Below are 15,771 nucleotides of genomic sequence, written 5' to 3' on the forward strand. Positions count from 1 at the left end.
AGGAGCCCCCGTGCCCGCTCCCCTGATGTCTCTCGTCTGGACCGACCACGTCACCGGCCGCCAGGGCTTCCTGGTCGTCGACCGGCTGGTGCGGGGCGTGGCCAGCGGCGGCCTGCGGATGCGGCCGGGCTGCACCCTGGAGGAGGTCACCGGGCTCGCGCGCGGGATGACGATGAAGGAGGCCCTGCACTACAACCCGGAGGGCCGCTACGTCCCGCTGGGCGGCGCCAAGGGCGGTATCGACTGCGACCCGCAGGACCCGGGGGCGTACCCGCTGCTGGTCCGCTACCTGCGGGCCATGCGGCCGTACATCGAGAGTTTCTGGACCACCGGTGAGGACCTCGGGCTCACCCAGGACCTGGTGGACCGGGCCGCCGCCGAGGCGGGGCTGGTCTCCTCGGTCCAGGCGGTGTACCCGCTGCTGGACGACGAGACGGCGGCCCGGCGGCGGCTGGCGGACGCCTTCGCCGTCGAGGTGGACGGCATCGGTCTGGACGAGCTGGCCGGCGGCTGCGGGGTCGCCGAGTCGGCGCTGACGGCCCTGGACCGGGCCGGGGTGCCTTACCGGGGGACGCGGGTCGCCGTCCAGGGGCTCGGCACGATGGGCGGGGCCACGGCGCGCTTCCTCGCCCGCGCGGGACTCACGGTGGTGGCCGTCGCCGACGTCAAGGGCACCGTCGCCAACCCCGCGGGTCTGGACGTCGAGGCGCTGCTGCGGGCGCGGGACGCGTACGGCACCGTCGACCGAGCGGCGCTGCGTCCGGGCGACCTCGACCTGCCGGGTGACGCCTGGCTGGCCGCGGACGCGGAGGTGCTGGTGCCCGCCGCGGTGTCGTACGCGATCGACGCGGCCAACGAGCACCTGGTCACCGCCCGCTGGATCGTGGAGGCGGCCAACATGCCGGTGCTGCCCGAGGCGGAGGAACGGCTCACCGCGCGCGGGGTGACGGTACTGCCGGACGTGGTGGTCAACTCGGGTACCAACGCCTGGTGGTGGTGGACCCTGTTCGGCGACATCGGCCCCGACGCGGACGAGGCGTTCGCGCACACCCGGCGTTCGATGCGGGCTCTGGTGGGGCTGATGCTGGACCGCGCGGAGTCCGACGGCACGACGCCGCGTGCCGCCGCGCACGCTTTGGTGAGCGACCGGCTGCCGGTGATCGCGGAGCGGTTCGGCTGGTACCGCTGACGGTTCAGCGGCGCGCGAGTCCCGCGGCGAGGAGCAGCGCGGCGAGCGCCGTGAGGGCGGTGGCCGGCCAGCCGAGGGTGTCGAGCAGGGGTGCGGCGGCGGCCGCGCCGAGGGCGCCGACGGTGAAGTAGACGACGAGGTAGACGCTGCTGAGGCTGCCCGAGCGGGCCGGGTCCAGGGCGATGACACGGCTCTGGTTGGCGGCCTGGGCGGCGAAGCAGCCGGCGTCGAGGACGGCGAGCCCGAGGGCGGTGACCCAGGGCGTGTCCAGGCCAGTGGCCAGCAGGCCGGTGCCGGCCGCGGCGGTCATTACGGCGCCGGTGATCACGGTCCGCGGGCCGTACCGGTCGGTGAGCCGGCCGGTGAGCGGGAGCACGGCGAAACCGAGAAGCCCGGCCAGGCTGTAGAGGCCGATGGCGGTCGGGCCCAGCGAGCGGGGCGGCTCGGCGAGGGCCAGGGCGAGGGCGATCCAGACCACGTTGAAGGCGAGGTACCAGAGGGCTCCGGTGGCGACCGTGAGCCGCAGCCGCCGGTGCTTCAGGAGCAGGGGCGGCAGCGCCTTGAGGGTGGCGAGGTAGCCGCCGCGGGCGGGCGGCCGGTGCCGGGGCAGCAGGGTCGCGGCGGCGGTCGCGCCGAGCAGGGCGAGGACGGCGAAGACCAGGAGCATCCGCCGCCAGCCGAGGGCGTCGGTGAGGGCGCCGCCCGCCAGCCGGCTGAGCAGGATGCCGGCCGACATGCCGGCGGCCACGACGGCGACCCCGGTTCCGCCGCGGCCCGGTGGGGCGTGCCGGCCGGCGATGGTGCTCGCCTGCGCCGCGACGCTGGCCGCGGCGCCGGTCAGCAGGTAGGCGGCCAGCAGGACGGCGGGGCCGGGCGCGGTCGCGGCGAGGGCCAGCGCGGCGGCCAGAGCGGTCAGCTGGGCGGCGACCAGCCGGTTCGGGGCCAGGTGGTCGGTGAGCGGCAGGAGCAGGGCGAAGCCGGCCGTGCAGCCGGCGAGCGCGGCGGTCGGGACCAGGCCGATCACGGACAGCGGCACGTCCAGGTCGGCGGCGACCGTGGTGAGCGCGGGTTGCAGGGCGTAGTTGTTCGCGATCGCCGTGCCGGCCACGGCGGCCAGCAGGAGCGTGCCGCCCCGGGGCAGCGGCCGGCTCACGGCCGGGTGTCGCGGGTGAGGACGACGGCGTAACGGCATTCGGCGTCGGTGGTGTTGGCGAAGACACGCTCGGCGGGGGCGCCGAGTTCGAGGGTGTCGCCGGCGTCGAGTTCGTGGACCGTGTCGCCGTCGTGGAAGGTCAGATGTCCGTCGAGGACCCAGACGAGCTGTCGTACGAAGGCGAAGGCCGCCGCCGGATACGGGACGCGGGCCCCGGCGGGCAGGTGGATCTCGGCGATCTCCGCGGGGAAGCGGGGACCGGTGATCTGGCGGCGCCGGTAGCCGGTGCCGGGGTCGCGCCACTCCGCCGCGTCGGCGCCGCGCCGCACTCCCGCCGTGTCGGGCTCGGGGTCCGGTGCGCCTTCGGCGAGGGCGAGCAGGGAGGCGACGCTCAGCTGGAAGGCGGCGGACAGCTTGCCGAGGACGACGGCCGTCGGGCTGCTCTCGCCGCGCTCGATCCGGCTGATCATCGCCGGGGAGACCCCGGAGGCGTCCGCGAGCTGGGCGAGGGTCCAGCGGCGGCGCTCGCGTTCGGTGCGGACTCGGGCGGCGATCCGTGCCACCAGCGCGTCCGTCGCGGGATCTACTATGTTGGACATGAATCCAATATACGAGAGAAGCCCGGCGGTGACGGTCCGTCCGGCGGAAGCCCGTGACGCGGAGGCGGTGCGGGCGATCCGCAACGACGCGATCGAGCACTCGACCGCGCTGTGGACCGAGACCCCGCAGACCGCGGCCGAGGGGGCGGCCTGGTTCGCGGCGCACCTGGAGCGCGGCTCGGCGCTGGTGGCCGAAGTGGCGGACGCGCCGGGCGAGGTGGCGGGATTCGCGGTCTACGGCCCGTGGCGCGCCCTTGACGGCTACCGGCACACGGTGGAGAACTCCGTCTACGTGCGCGAGGGCAGGCAGGGCCTCGGTATCGGCTCCGCGCTGCTGGCCGGCCTCGTCGTCGCGGCCCGGGAGGCCGGTCACCATGTGATGATCGCCGGGATCGAGGCCCGTAACGCCTCGTCCATCCGGCTGCACGAACGGTTCGGCTTCGAGCACGCGGGCACGGTCCGGGAGGTGGGCACCAAGTTCGGCCGCTGGCTGGACCTGACGCTCATGCGGCTGCCGCTGTCCTGAGACAGCGACAGCCGGCGATGGGGCGACCGACGAGACGGCGGCGCGGGCATGGGGCGTCCGACGAGACGACGGCGCGGGCATGGGCGTCCAATGAGGCGGCGATGCGGGCGGTGGGGTGTCCATGAGGCGGCAACGCGGGCGGTGGGGCGACCGATTAGGGTGACCGCGTGGCGAGAGTGCGGTTGAGTGTGGCCGAGCGGCGCGAGGAGCTGTTGCGGGCCGCCATCGAACAGATCGAGGCGCGGGGCGTGGCGGCGGTGCGGATCGCCGATGTCGCGTCGGCCCTCGGCGTGAGCAACGCGCTGGTCCTCTACCACTTCTCGACCAAGGAGAAGCTGGTCGCCGCCGCTTTCACTTATGCCGCCGAGGGCGATCTGGCCCATCTGCGCAAGCTGCTCGGACGCCGGACGTCGGCGCTGCGCCGGCTGCGGGCGGCGGTGCGCTGGTACGCGCCGACCGGGCAGGCCAAGGGCTGGCGGCTGTGGATCGAGGGCTGGGCGGTGGCCCTGCGCGAGCCCGCCCTGCGGGATGTCACCAAGGAACTGGACCAGCAGTGGAAGGCGGCGATCGCCGAGGTCGTGGCGGAAGGGGTGGCCGCCGGTGAGTTCCGGTGCCCCGACCCGATGGCGGCGGCACTGCGGCTGACCGCGCTGCTCGACGGGCTCGCCGTACAGCTCACGTCGTACCCGGGCGCCGTGCCGCGGGCCCGGGCGCAGCAGTGGGTGGACGAGGCGTTGGCCCGCGAACTGGGGCTGCCCGACGAGGAGTAAGGGGCGCCCCGCAGGGAGGCCGCCCCTTACCCGCACCGCATGTGCGCGCCTCAGGCGACGGAGGCGATCCGCATCTTGATGTCGTCCGGGGAGAGCGCGCCCTTGGCCGTCACATGGTCACCGGACGACTCACCGCGCAGTCGGCGTCCGATCCACGGGACGAGGTACTCGCGGGCCCAGTGCACGTCGTCGCGGCGGACCTCCAGGGTGCCGCGGGGCGGCAGCGGGGGCCACGGCTGGTCGGGGTCGGCCGGGATCTCCAGGCCGAGCACCTGACCGGCGCGCAGCGCCACGCGCGTGTGACCCTCGGGTGACAGGTGCAGCCGGTCGTCGTCCCAGGCCCGCCGGTCCTGCACGGTCTTCAGGGACCACAGGTCGAGCACCGGGCAGCCGTACCGGTCGGCGATGGCCCGGACATGGCCGTTGTAGGTGGCGATCTTGCCGCGCAGATGCTTGAGCACGGGCACGTTGCGGGTGTCGAACCCGGTGGTCACCATGACCGTGCCGGCGGCCCCGGTCAGCCGGACCACGGCCCGCTCGAACCGCTCGGCCACCTCGTCCGGGTCGGTGCCGGGACGGATGATGTCGTTGCCGCCCGCGCAGAAGGAGACCAGATCCGGGGCGAGTTCCAGGGCCTGCGGCACCTGGTCCGCCACGATCTGGTCGAGGAGTTTCCCGCGGACGGCGAGGTTGGTGTACGCGAAGTCGCCCTCGGGCCGCCGGTCCGACAGCAGTACCGCGAACCGGTCGGCCCAGCCGACCATCGCCCCGTCCGGCCCCGGGTCGCCGACGCCCTCGCTGAAGCTGTCCCCCAGCGCCACGTACGACCCGATCACTGATGCGTTGTCACTCTTCGAATCGTCTGCCACATCGGACCATGATTCACCTTTGACTGTGACCTACGCGACCGTAATAAGGGGTTGACGATCGGTGAGATAAGACACTTTTAAATACTTTGCCAAGCCCGGAATAAGGCTCCGGTCAAGGACGTTGACGCGATGATCCCCAGACCCGGAAGTCGCTGATCAGAAAGTGGCTCCAGGTGGTCCGGAAGGCGAAGTGCCCACCCGTGTACGGCTGCGGGTCGGTGTAGTCGAACACCAGCCGCCGGTTGTTCCACCAGCGGACCACCGGGCCGTCGGAGACGATCCGGACGTGGTTGGGTTCGTTCGGCACGAGCAGCGGCTCGGTGTAGTCGTAGACCAGCGGCCGGACGCCGGGCTCGCCGACGTAACGGCGCAGCCGGGTCGTGGTGTTGTAGTTGGCGCCGTAGCCGGCGTAGTACGTCGTGAGGTAGTCGTACTCGGCGAGCGCGCCGTGCCGCGGGGTGGCGAACAGGTCGTCCGGGGAGCGCACGTCGGTGGCGTTCCAGAAGTTGTTGAGGTCGGAGACGCGGTCGTCGGGGCCGCCCGCCGAGACCGGTGTGGCGGTGTACTCCAGGACGTACGGCCCTTCGAGCCGGCGCCGGAACCAGATCGTCGCCCCGGCGGGCACGTCGACCTCGAGGATCCCGTCCGTCGCGGCGACCGTTCCGCCCTGTTCCAGTTCCACCGACCACTGGCCCAGGCCGTGGCGGAAGTCGTCGTGGGCGAGCAGGCGGCGGTGCCGGGGTGCGGCACTCGCGGGCGGGGCGGGGGCGAGGGCCGCGAGCGCGGCTCCGGCGGCCAGAGCTCCGAAGGCTCGGCGGGTGGTCGTCATACGGCAGGTTCCTTCCGGCGTGACGAGGAGGTCGGAAAGCGCTTTCACCCAACGGAGATCACTGTGCCGTCGCCGGAGCTCCGCTGTCGACACCTGGCACGTCCGCGCCACGAGATGGACATACCGAAGGCCGGACCCGGGGATCGGGGGTCCGGCCTTCGGAGTGCGTGTCAGACCAGTGGGCGCCCGTCAGCCGACGGCGAGGCCCTTCGAGCGGAGGTAGCCGACCGGGTCCACGTCCGAGCCGTAGTCGGGGGTGGTGCGGATCTCGAAGTGGAGGTGCGGGCCGGTCACGTTGCCGGTCGCGCCGGAGAGGCCGATCTGCTGGCCCGCGGTCACGGTCTGGCCGGCCGAGACGGAGAGCGCGGAGAGGTGGCCGTACTGGGCGTAGTAGCCGTCGGCGAGCCGGATGACGACCTGGTTGCCGTAGGCGCCGCCCCAGCCGGCCGTGACGACCGTGCCTTCGCCGACGGCCTTCACGGGGGTGCCGGTCGGGACGACGAAGTCGACGCCCGTGTGGTAGCCGCTGGACCACATGCTGCCGGACACGTGGTAGCCGGTGCCGACGGCGGCCCCGCTGACCGGGAGGGTGAAGCCGGAGGCGGTCGCCGTGGACGCGGTCGACGTGGACCCATCCGACGTGGACGCCGGCGAGGGGGTGGACGACCGGGTCCCCTGCCGGGTGCCGGAGTCCGTCGCGCCGGACGCCGTGGCGCCGCGGCCGCCGAGGACGAGCTTGAGGCCGGGGTGGATCAGCGAGGGGTTGTCGCCGACGGCCTGCCGGTTGTCGGCGTAGAGCCGGTGCCAGCCACCGCTGACGTCCTGGTCACGGGCGATCTTCGAGAGGTAGTCGCCGGGCACCACGGTGTAGGTGCGGTGCGCGGCCCGCGCGGTGGCGGACCGCTTCGCCGTCGCCTGCTTCACGGCCGCCTTCTCGGCGGCCGGTATCGACTGCGGGGCCCGCGCGGAAATGGACTGCGGGGTGGCCGCGTGGGCGCCGGTGGCCCCCATGAGCGGCAGGGCCAGCGCGGCGCCGCCGGTTCCGGCGACGGCCATCGAACGAGTGAGGCGCTGGGGCCTGGGACGGCGGTGCTTACCCTTCGCGGGCATGGCGCGTTCCTCTCCGGCGCCTGCGAGGTGAGCTGTCGGGTTCGGGCTGGAGCTGCCCGGCCACGCATCGCTGCGTCGCTGCACCCCTGGCCGTCCCGGGAACCGGAACAGGCGGTCGTACCTGGTGGGTCCCCCGCTCCTGCCGGGCACGGGTGAGTGTGTGGGGACTCCGGGCGGCGGCAGGATTAGGCGTTCCGTCCGGATGCGTGGCGAACGTAAGCGAGCAGGACGCACGCGGACAAGCGAACGGTTCCCGCCGTCCCGGTGCCCCGTGATCCTTTACCGGAATTCCCCGTCACCCTCCGTGGATTCCGATCTTTCCCCTATTACCGATTCCCCAGGAAAAGCACCGGAATTACGTGGACATGACGCGCGACGGACGGTCACGGATATGACGCTCCTCACGCACGTCACGCCACGTCCTCTTATTCCAGAGCGAGTTGTGATTAAGCGGTTAATTCGGGCAGAAGGATCAGATGCGGCGGAGTCGGATGACCGTCGCGTCCAGGTCGCCCTTGAGGCCGGTACGCAGTCCGTGGTGCAACAGGACGGCACCCCGGTGCACTTCGCCCGTTTCGCGGCATTCGTACGACGCCGTCGGGTCGAGGCCCCGCAGCCGCAGCGCGGGCGCGGGTTCGCCGTAGCTCTGCGCCTGGAGCCAGGCGAGGACGGCGGTCTCGTCGCCCAGGGTGTACTGCACCGCGCTGAGCCCGCCCGTCGGCGGCCGCAGCCGGAACTGGTCGCCGCGCTGCACCAGCGGCCGGATCTCCTTGTACAGCTCCACCCAGCGGCCGGCCTCGGCTAGCTCCTCCTCGGTCCACTTCGAGAGGTCGCCGCCGACCCCGAGCGCCCCCGCCATGGAACTGACGAACCGGAACCGCAGGCTGCTGACCCGGTCGTTGAGCTGGTGGTTCGGGCTGTCGGTGACCCAGGCGGACATCACCCGGGCGGGGTGGATCTGGCTGAAGCCGTGCTGGATGGCGAGCCGGTCCAGCGGGTCGGTGTTGTCGGAGGTCCACACCTCGTCGGTACGGCTCATGATGCCGAGGTCGATCCGGCCGCCACCGCCGGAGCAGGACTCGATGGCTACGTTCGGATGGGCCGCGCGGATCCGGTCGAGCAGGGCGTACAGCCCGCGCACGTGGTCCACCCACAGGCGCTGCGGGTAGGGCTCGCCCGGCCAGCCCGCGTCGGTGAAGCAGCGGTTGAAGTCCCACTTGACGTAGTCGATCGGGGCGCTGGACAGCAGGGCGTCGAGCTGCTCCCAGAGGTACTCCTGGACGTCCTCGCGGGCGAGGTTGAGGACGAGCTGGTTGCGCAGTTCCGTCCGCTTCCGCCCCTGCTGGTACTGCACCCAGTCGGGGTGCGCGCGGTACAGGTCGCTGTCCGCGTTGACCATCTCGGGCTCCACCCAGATGCCGAACTGCATCCCCAGGGCGTGCACGTAGTCGCCGAGCGGCTTCAGGCCCTTCGGGAAGCGGTCCGGGTTGGGCGTCCAGTCGCCGAGACCGGCGTGGTCGCTGGTACGGGCGCCGAACCAGCCGTCGTCCACCACGAACAGTTCGACGCCGATCGCGGCGGCCCGCCGGGCGAGGGTGGCCTGCTGCTCCTCGGAGATGTCGAAGGTGGTGGCCTCCCAGGAGTTGAACAGCACCGGCCGGTCCCGGTCGGCGTCCGGGATGACGTACGCCCGCTGGTAGGCGTGCCAGGCGCGGCTGGCCCCGCCGAAGCCGCCGTCGGACCAGAGGGCCGCGAAGACGGGACTGGTGTACGACTCGCCCTCGGCCAGCGTCAGCAGGCCCGAGTCGTCGTAGCCGGCGCCGCCGGTGATCTGCACGCGCGCGTCCGGGAGTTGGGCGACGGCGATCCGCCAGGAGCCGGACCAGCCGAGGGCGCAGCCCCAGACCTCCCCGCGCTCCTCGGTGGCGTCGGTGTCCAGGGCGACCCAGGGCAGGTGCTGGTGGCCGGTGTGGCCGCGGCGGCTGCCGATGACCTTCTCGCCGTAGGTGAGCGGCGCGCTGACCAGCCGGGACTCGGCGGCCCAGCGGCCGTGCAGCTGGGAGAGGCGCCAGCCCTCGCGGTCCGGCAGTGTCCACGTGGCCGGGTCGGCGCGCAGCAGCTCCACGCGCGCGGGCCCCTCGTTGCCGACGGTCACCCAGCGCTCGACGACGTCGCCGCGCATCCGGTAGTGCAGGGTGATGACGATCTCGTCGTCCCGGAAGCGGAGCCGGAGTTCCTCGTCACCGGCGTCGCCGCCGGTCTCGTACGACTCGAAGGTCCACTCGGTGCCGCGGCGCTCCTCGGTGCGCACCGACAGCGCGGGGCGCACGAAGCGGGGACCGCCCTCGACGGGGTACTCCTCACGGCCGTCGAGCGGGGACTCGAAGGGCCAGTAGTCGGGCAGCGGCCGGACGGTGAGGGCTTCGGCGTCCTCCAGCCGGATCCTGGGCCCCCAGTGCAGGTGAAGGAGTTCGTCGGCCTCCGTGAGATGCAGCGCGTAGCTGCTGCCAGGGCCCGACAGGAGCCAGGTACGACCGTTTTCGGCGATGTCCACCATCGAGAAACCTCACACAGGTGCCAACAGATCCGCTCAAGCACGAACATCATCAAGGTCCGCGGCCCCGGAGGCAACGCCTGTGGACAACTCATTGCCCGTGGAAACCGATGTCGTATCGTCGACGCAGTGCCCGTCGGCGAGCCGCGCCGCCGGGACCGGCCGGGAGGAGCCCCCCGTGACGCAGCAGGTCCCGTCCACCGAGCCCGAGCTGGCCGGTGTGCGCAACTTCCGTGACGTGGGCGGCCTGCCGACCGTGGACGGGCGGCGGGTGCGGAACGGCGTGCTGTACCGCAGCGGGCACCTCGCGCACGCCACGGAACAGGACGCGGAGTTCCTCGCCTCCCTCGGCCTGCACACGATCTTCGACTTCCGCAACGCGGCCGACCAGAAGCTGGAGGGCCCGGACGTCGAGCTGCCGGGCGTGCGGAACGTGAACCTGCCGCTGAGCGACCCGGCGCACGGCGCCGAGTTCTGGACGATGGTCCGGGAGGGCGACATCGAGCAGCTGCGCGGGCTCCTGGGCGACGGCCGGGCCGCGGCCCGGATGGTCAGCTCGTACCGCGCGATCGTCAAGGACCGTACGGCGGAGCACGCGCGCGTGCTGCACGCCATCGCCGAGGACAGCGTCCCGGCGCTGATGCACTGCGCGGCCGGCAAGGACCGCGCGGGCATCTCGATCGCCGTGACGCTGCTCGCGGTGGGTGTGGAGCGGGACGCGATCCTCGCCGACTACCTGGAGTCCAACGCCAAGCACCGCCGCTACCGGGTGAAGCGCAGCGGCAGCGGGGACAGCGTGTACAGCCCCGAGGTGATGGAGCTGCTCAGCCCGCTCTTCGACGCCCGCGCGGAGTACCTGACGGCGGCCTTCGGGAGCATCGAGGAGACGTGGGGCGACGTCGACACCTACCTGGCGCAGGGTCTCGGGCTCACCCCGGGGACCCGGGAGCGGCTGCGCGAGCGCCTGCTCGACTGAGGCCGCGGACCGGCCAGGGGCACGGGCTCAGCCCTTGCCCCCGAGTTCGAACAGCAGGAACAGGAACGCGGCGAAGACATGCCCGACGGCGATGTAGATGATGAGCCGGACCCACAGGGCGCGGGGGAACTTCTCCTCCAGGTTGCTCACGGCAGCTCTCCAGTGATCGGTCCCAGGCACAGGGCTGCCGTGGGACTCTGCAGCAGGGTGTGGACGAACAGGAGCTCGACGCCGTCGTGGTCCTCGGCGGCGAGCCGGTGCGGGGTCAGCGAGTCGAAGTGCGCGCTGTCGCCGGGGGCGAGCACGTGCGCGGTGTCGCCGAGGCGGAGCCGGAGCCGCCCGCGCAGGACGTACAGCCACTCCTCGCCGGGGTGCACGCGCACGATGTCGCCCTGCGAGCCGTACGGCACCCGGACGCGCAGCGACTGCATCCCGCGGCCGGGGGCCCCGGCCGGCCAGTACGTCCAGCCGCCGGCCCGGGTCGGCTCCATGTCGCCGGCGCGCACGATCGCGTCACGGTCGGCGACCGTCTCGCCCAGCAGCTCGGAAACCGTCGTACCGTAGACACGCGCCAGTGCGAGCAGCATGGGCAGCGAGGGCTGGCGCTGCCCGGTCTCCAGCCGGGAGAGATGGGCGGCCGACAGTCCGGCGTCGCGGGCCGCGGCCTCCAGGGTGAGACCGGCACGGCGGCGCAGGGACCGCAGCTGCGGGGCGACGACGGGCAGGTCCTCGACCGGCCCGCCGGCCCGCTCGTTCTCGGAGGCGTTCATGCCTCCATTCAGCCGCAGATTTGCCTCTGCGGCAATTTTCTTGCCTCAGAGACAAAAAGCTAGCGGTTGGCCACCGCCTGCTTGATGAGCGTCTTTCCGAAGTCCCACATCAGGCCGCCGCCGCTGTGGGCGTCGTCCATGACGTCCGTGAAGGCGTCCACGAAGCGGTCCACGTCCGACTCGTCGACGGTCAGCGGCGGGATGAGCTTGATCACCTCCAGGTGGTCGCCGGAGACCTGGGTGAGGATCCGGTGCCGTTGCAGCAGCGGTACGACGACCATCTGCGCGAACAGACCCTTGCGGGCGGCCTGGAGCATGGTCCAGCGGCTGCGCAGCTTCAGCGAGGCGGGCCGGCCGAACTCGATGCCGATCATCAGGCCCCGGCCGCGCACGTCGGCGAGCAGTTCGTACTTGTCGGTCAGTGCGGCGAGCCGGGACTTGAGCAGCTCCCCCGTCGCCCGCGCGTTGGCGACGATCTGGTCGTTCTCCATGACGGCGAGGACGGCGAGCCCGGCGGCCATCGCCTGCGCGTTGGCACCGAAGCTCGCCGAGTGGACCAGGACGCGGTCCATGGACGAGTAGACCTTCTTGAAGATCCAGTCCTTGCCGAGGGTGGCGCCGACCGGGACGTACCCGCCGGACAACGCCTTGGCCACGCAGACCAGGTCCGGCTCCACGCCCTCCTCGTGCTGGTGGGCGTAGAAGTCGCCGGTGCGCCCCAGGCCGGTCTGCACCTCGTCGGCGATCAGGAGCGCCTTGTGCTTGCGCAGCAGCTCCTGGGCGGCCCGCAGGTAGCCGGGCGGGGCCTCGTGCACCCCCTTGCCCTGGATCGGTTCGACGATCAGGGCGGCGACGTCGCCCTTCTTCAGTTCCCGGGCGAGCGCGTCCAGGTCGCCGAGGGGTACGGCGGTGTCCGGTAGCAGGGGGGCGAAGCCGTCCCGGAAGCCGCTCTCGCCGTTGACCGACAGGGAGCCCGTGGTCAGGCCGTGGAAGGCGTGGTCGCAGTAGAGGACCCTCGGTCTGCCGGTGGCGAACCGGGCGAACTTCAGGGCGGTCTCGACGGCTTCCGTGCCGCTGTTGCCGAAGAACACCCGGTCCAGGTGCGGGCTGTGCGCGAGGAGCCGTTCGGCGAGCAGGCCGGGCAGCGGCTGGCAGTCGAACCGGGTGAGGTCGGCGAGCCGCGCGTCCAGGACGTCGTGCAGGGCCTTGCGGACGACCGGGTGGTGCCGGCCCAGGCCCATCACCCCGAACCCGGCGAGCATGTCCAGGTAGTCGTTGCCCTCCGCGTCCCAGAAGTGGGCGCCCTCGGCCCGCTCGTAGACCTTGTCGAAGCCGATGGTGTGCAGCATGCGCGGGAGCTGGTGGTTCAGGTACTTCGCATGCAGCTCGTACCGCTCACCGCCACGCTCGGCGAGCAGCGCCCCGAGGTCGAACTCCGGACTCATTGTTTCTCCTTGTGAGCGCCGTCGACAACAGCGCCCTCAGCTGTGGCGCCCCGTAGGGGCGCGGGGAACTGCGCGATCAGCCCAGACGGCGCCGCACTCGCCGAACGACCCCCCGCGGCAACCCCATCGGCGCCCCCGGCCCCCCGCCCCGCGAGGCTCGCCCCGATCCGCCCCGCGATCTCCACCGGCGTCAACCCGATGTCGGCCAGCACCTCCCCCCGCTTGGCGTGCGCCAGGAACTGCTCGGGAATACCGAACCGCCGCACCGGCACGTCCACTTCGGCGTCACCCAGCGCCAGCGAGACCGCCGCGCCCACGCCGGCCGCCCGGCTGTTGTCCTCGACGACGGCCACCAGCTCGTGCCGCGCCGCCAGCACCGGCAGCGCGGGATCCACCGGTTTCACCCAACGGGGATCCACGACGGTGCAGTTGATCCCCCGGGCGGACAGCAGCTCCGCGGCCTGCAGACACACCGGAGCCATCACCCCGACCGCGACCAACAGCACCTGCGGGTCCTCGCCCCGGTGCAGGACATCCACCCCGCCGACCCGGTCGACCGCCGGGATCTCCGGGCCCACCGACTCCTTCGGGAACCGCACCAGCGTGGGCGCGTCGTCCACGGCGACGGCCTCGCGCAGCTGGAGGCGCAGTTGCTCCGCGTCGCGCGGGGCGGCGATCCGCAGGCCCGGGACCACCTGGAGGATCGACATGTCCCACATGCCGTTGTGCGACGCGCCGTCGACGCCCGTGACGCCGGCCCGGTCCAGGACGAACGTCACCCCGCAGCGGTGCAGTGCCACGTCCATCAGCAACTGGTCGAAGGCGCGGTTCAGGAACGTGGCGTAGACGGCGACGACCGGGTGCAGTCCGCCGGTCGCCAGCCCCGCCGCGGAGACCGCCGCGTGCTGCTCGGCGATGCCGACGTCCCAGACCCGGTCGGGGAAGCGCTCCGCGAACCCGCCGAGGCCGACCGGGTGCAGCATGGCCGCGGTGATCGCCACGACGTCGTCCCGCTCCTCGCCGATGCGGACGATCTCCTCGCCGAACACCGAGGTCCAGGACGGGCCGTTGGGCGGCGTGAGCGGCTCGCAGGTGAGCGGGTCCATCACGCCGACCGTGTGGAAGTGATCCTCCTCGTGGGCGATCGCGGGCTCGTAGCCGCGGCCCTTCTCGGTCAGGCAGTGCACCAGCACCGGGCCGTGGAAACGTTTCGCGCGGCGCAGCGCCGACTCGACCGCCCTGATGTCGTGGCCGTCGATCGGGCCGACGTACTTGAGTCCCAGGTCCTCGAACATGCCCTGCGGGGCGAAGGCGTCCTTGAAGCCCTTCTTGGCGCCGTGCAGGGACTCGTAGAGGGTGTTGCCCACGATCGGCGTGCGCAGGAGCACGTCCTTGCCCCAGGCCAGCACCCGCTCATAGCCGTCGGTGGTGCGCAGGGTCGCCAGGTGGTTGGCGAGGCCGCCGATGGTGGGGGCGTAGGACCGCTCGTTGTCGTTGACGACGATGATCAACGGCCGGTCCTTGGCGGCCGCGATGTTGTTGAGCGCCTCCCAGGCCATTCCGCCGGTCAGCGCGCCGTCGCCGATGACCGCGACGACATGGCCCTTCTCCCCCTGCACCTGGCGGGCCTTGGCGAGGCCGTCGGCCCAGCCGAGCGCGGTGGAGGCGTGGCTGTTCTCGATGACGTCGTGCTCGGACTCCTCGCGTGAGGGGTATCCGGACAGGCCGCCCTTGCCGCGCAGCTTGGAGAAGTCCTGACGGCCGGTCAGCAGCTTGTGGACGTAACTCTGGTGGCCGGTGTCCCACAGGATGCGGTCGGCCGGGGACTCGAAGACCCGGTGCAGCGCGACGGTCAGCTCCACGACGCCCAGGTTGGGCCCGAGGTGGCCGCCGGTCCTGGCGACCGCGTGCACCAGGAACTCGCGTATTTCTTCGGACAGTTCGCCGAGTTCCGCCTCGGACAGCGCCTTCAGGTCGCGTGGTCCCCGGATGGTCTCCAGAATCGTCACGCTCGGCCCCCTCTCGGTCCGTGCTTTCAGCTCACCGTGACGGCGGGTGCTCCGGACCCGGCGCCGTCCTGCTCCATCTGCTCGGCGATCTTCATCGCTTCCTCGATGAGGGTCTCCACGATCTTGGACTCAGGGACCGTCTTGATGACCTCGCCCTTGACGAAGATCTGGCCCTTGCCGTTGCCGGAGGCGACGCCGAGGTCGGCCTCCCGTGCCTCACCGGGGCCGTTGACCACGCAGCCCATGACGGCGACCCGGAGCGGCACCTCCATGCCCTCGAGGCCCGCCGTCACCTCGTCCGCCAGCTTGTAGACGTCGACCTGGGCGCGGCCGCAGGACGGGCAGGAGACGATCTCCAGGCGGCGCTGCCGCAGGTTCAGCGACTCCAGGATCTGGATGCCGACCTTGACCTCCTCGGCCGGCGGGGCGCTCAGGGACACCCTGATGGTGTCGCCGATGCCCTGGGAGAGGAGGGCGCCGAAGGCGACGGCCGACTTGACGGTGCCCTGGAAGGCCGGGCCCGCCTCGGTCACACCGAGGTGCAGCGGGTAGTCGCACTGGGCGGCGAGCTGCCGGTACGCCTCGATCATCACGACCGGGTCGTTGTGCTTCACGGAGATCTTGATGTCCCGGAAGTCGTGCTCCTCGAAGAGGGACGCCTCCCACAGCGCCGACTCGACCAGCGCCTCGGGGGTCGCCTTGCCGTACTTCTGGAGCAGCCGGCGGTCCAGGGAACCGGCGTTGACACCGATACGGATCGGCGTGCCGTGGTCCTTGGCCGCCTTCGCGATCTCCTTGACCTTGTCGTCGAACTGCTTGATGTTGCCCGGGTTCACACGCACCGCCGCACAGCCGGCCTCGATCGCCGCGAACACGTACTTCGGCTGGAAGTGGATGTCCGCGATGACCGGGATCTGCGACTTCCTCGCGATGGTCGCGAGGGCGTCCGCGTCGTCCTGCGTGGGACAGGCC

At 72.0% G+C, this 15,771-nt stretch carries 15 protein-coding genes and 1 riboswitch; of the genes, 4 read left to right on the plus strand and 11 right to left on the minus strand.

Annotation, left to right across the window (positions count from 1 at the left end; translation table 11 throughout):
• The first annotated feature begins 10 nt into the window (after positions 1-10).
• Entirely contained in the window at positions 11-1,189 is a 1,179-nt protein-coding gene (locus MB828_RS35535) for a glutamate dehydrogenase (protein WP_301651767.1), read from the plus strand.
• A 4-nt stretch (positions 1,190-1,193) separates the two neighbouring features.
• On the opposite strand, the gene MB828_RS35540 is transcribed toward MB828_RS35535, so the two are convergent.
• Both MB828_RS35540 and MB828_RS35545 read right to left on the minus strand, forming a co-directional pair.
• On the minus strand, positions 1,194-2,342 hold the full coding sequence (locus MB828_RS35540; RefSeq protein WP_301651768.1) for an MFS transporter: 1,149 nt from the start codon (positions 2,340-2,342) through the stop codon (positions 1,194-1,196).
• Positions 2,339-2,941, minus strand: a complete 603-nt coding sequence (locus tag MB828_RS35545) for a helix-turn-helix domain-containing protein (protein WP_301651769.1) — start codon at positions 2,939-2,941, stop codon at positions 2,339-2,341. Before MB828_RS35545 ends, MB828_RS35540 begins: the two co-directional genes overlap by 4 nt.
• On the opposite strand from MB828_RS35545, the gene MB828_RS35550 reads away from it, so the two are divergent.
• Both MB828_RS35550 and MB828_RS35555 read left to right on the plus strand, forming a co-directional pair.
• Positions 2,940-3,467, plus strand: coding sequence for a GNAT family N-acetyltransferase (locus MB828_RS35550; protein ID WP_301651770.1), 528 nt, complete (start codon positions 2,940-2,942; stop codon positions 3,465-3,467). The two genes, MB828_RS35545 and MB828_RS35550, sit on opposite strands and share 2 nt — an antisense overlap.
• A gap of 167 nt (positions 3,468-3,634) precedes the next feature.
• Positions 3,635-4,237 carry a TetR/AcrR family transcriptional regulator gene (locus MB828_RS35555; RefSeq protein ID WP_207920498.1) on the plus strand — a complete coding sequence of 201 codons (603 nt, stop codon included), beginning with the start codon at positions 3,635-3,637 and terminating at the stop codon, positions 4,235-4,237.
• A gap of 50 nt (positions 4,238-4,287) precedes the next feature.
• Here the strand turns inward: MB828_RS35555 and MB828_RS35560 are convergent, their stop codons facing one another.
• The 4 genes from MB828_RS35560 to MB828_RS35575 all read right to left on the minus strand — a co-directional run bounded on the left by MB828_RS35560 (position 4,288) and on the right by MB828_RS35575 (position 9,602).
• The gene (locus MB828_RS35560) at positions 4,288-5,073 is read right to left on the minus strand and encodes an SGNH/GDSL hydrolase family protein (protein WP_301651771.1); all 786 of its coding nucleotides are present in this window, start codon (positions 5,071-5,073) and stop codon (positions 4,288-4,290) included.
• Between the two features lie 145 nt (positions 5,074-5,218).
• Complete coding sequence (locus MB828_RS35565) at positions 5,219-5,935, minus strand: DUF6250 domain-containing protein (RefSeq protein ID WP_301651772.1); 717 nt, start codon at positions 5,933-5,935, stop codon at positions 5,219-5,221.
• Between the two features lie 189 nt (positions 5,936-6,124).
• Positions 6,125-7,045, minus strand: coding sequence for a M23 family metallopeptidase (locus MB828_RS35570; RefSeq protein WP_301651773.1), 921 nt, complete (start codon positions 7,043-7,045; stop codon positions 6,125-6,127).
• A gap of 4 nt (positions 7,046-7,049) precedes the next feature.
• A riboswitch (cyclic di-AMP (ydaO/yuaA leader) is annotated at positions 7,050-7,210 on the minus strand.
• Between the two features lie 307 nt (positions 7,211-7,517).
• Positions 7,518-9,602, minus strand: coding sequence for an alpha-galactosidase (locus MB828_RS35575; RefSeq protein WP_301651774.1), 2,085 nt, complete (start codon positions 9,600-9,602; stop codon positions 7,518-7,520).
• 175 nt (positions 9,603-9,777) lie between these two features.
• Between MB828_RS35575 and MB828_RS35580 the strand changes: the two genes are divergently transcribed.
• On the plus strand, positions 9,778-10,575 hold the full coding sequence (locus tag MB828_RS35580) for a tyrosine-protein phosphatase (RefSeq protein WP_133022413.1): 798 nt from the start codon (positions 9,778-9,780) through the stop codon (positions 10,573-10,575).
• Between the two features lie 27 nt (positions 10,576-10,602).
• On the opposite strand, the gene MB828_RS35585 is transcribed toward MB828_RS35580, so the two are convergent.
• The 5 genes from MB828_RS35585 to ispG form a co-directional block, all read right to left on the minus strand.
• On the minus strand, positions 10,603-10,725 hold the full coding sequence (locus MB828_RS35585) for a DUF6126 family protein (RefSeq protein ID WP_046728098.1): 123 nt from the start codon (positions 10,723-10,725) through the stop codon (positions 10,603-10,605).
• Positions 10,722-11,345, minus strand: a complete 624-nt coding sequence (locus tag MB828_RS35590) for a helix-turn-helix domain-containing protein (protein WP_301651775.1) — start codon at positions 11,343-11,345, stop codon at positions 10,722-10,724. Before MB828_RS35590 ends, MB828_RS35585 begins: the two co-directional genes overlap by 4 nt.
• A gap of 59 nt (positions 11,346-11,404) precedes the next feature.
• Positions 11,405-12,790, minus strand: coding sequence for an aspartate aminotransferase family protein (locus MB828_RS35595; protein WP_301651776.1), 1,386 nt, complete (start codon positions 12,788-12,790; stop codon positions 11,405-11,407).
• Positions 12,787-14,799 (minus strand): 1-deoxy-D-xylulose-5-phosphate synthase, encoded by a 2,013-nt coding sequence (dxs, locus tag MB828_RS35600; protein WP_301651777.1) that lies wholly within the window; start codon positions 14,797-14,799, stop codon positions 12,787-12,789. The genes MB828_RS35595 and dxs overlap by 4 nt, the downstream gene beginning before the upstream one ends.
• A gap of 26 nt (positions 14,800-14,825) precedes the next feature.
• The coding region (gene ispG / locus MB828_RS35605) for a flavodoxin-dependent (E)-4-hydroxy-3-methylbut-2-enyl-diphosphate synthase (protein WP_301651778.1) at positions 14,826-15,771 on the minus strand (946 nt) is incomplete at its 5' end.

The sequence above is a fragment of the Streptomyces arenae genome, assembly GCF_022343545.1.
GTDB lineage: Bacteria > Actinomycetota > Actinomycetes > Streptomycetales > Streptomycetaceae > Streptomyces > Streptomyces humi.

Excerpts from the sequence above, each read along its gene's own strand:
- MB828_RS35570 (WP_301651773.1), bottom strand. The coding sequence starts at position 7,045 with ATGCCCGCGAAGGGTAAGCACCGCCGTCCCAGGCCCCAGCGCCTCACT.
- MB828_RS35550 (WP_301651770.1), top strand. The coding sequence starts at position 2,940 with ATGAATCCAATATACGAGAGAAGCCCGGCGGTGACGGTCCGTCCGGCG.
- MB828_RS35590 (WP_301651775.1), bottom strand. The coding sequence starts at position 11,345 with ATGAACGCCTCCGAGAACGAGCGGGCCGGCGGGCCGGTCGAGGACCTG.
- MB828_RS35595 (WP_301651776.1), bottom strand. The coding sequence starts at position 12,790 with ATGAGTCCGGAGTTCGACCTCGGGGCGCTGCTCGCCGAGCGTGGCGGT.
- MB828_RS35565 (WP_301651772.1), bottom strand. The coding sequence starts at position 5,935 with ATGACGACCACCCGCCGAGCCTTCGGAGCTCTGGCCGCCGGAGCCGCG.
- MB828_RS35545 (WP_301651769.1), bottom strand. The coding sequence starts at position 2,941 with ATGTCCAACATAGTAGATCCCGCGACGGACGCGCTGGTGGCACGGATC.
- MB828_RS35575 (WP_301651774.1), bottom strand. The coding sequence starts at position 9,602 with ATGGTGGACATCGCCGAAAACGGTCGTACCTGGCTCCTGTCGGGCCCT.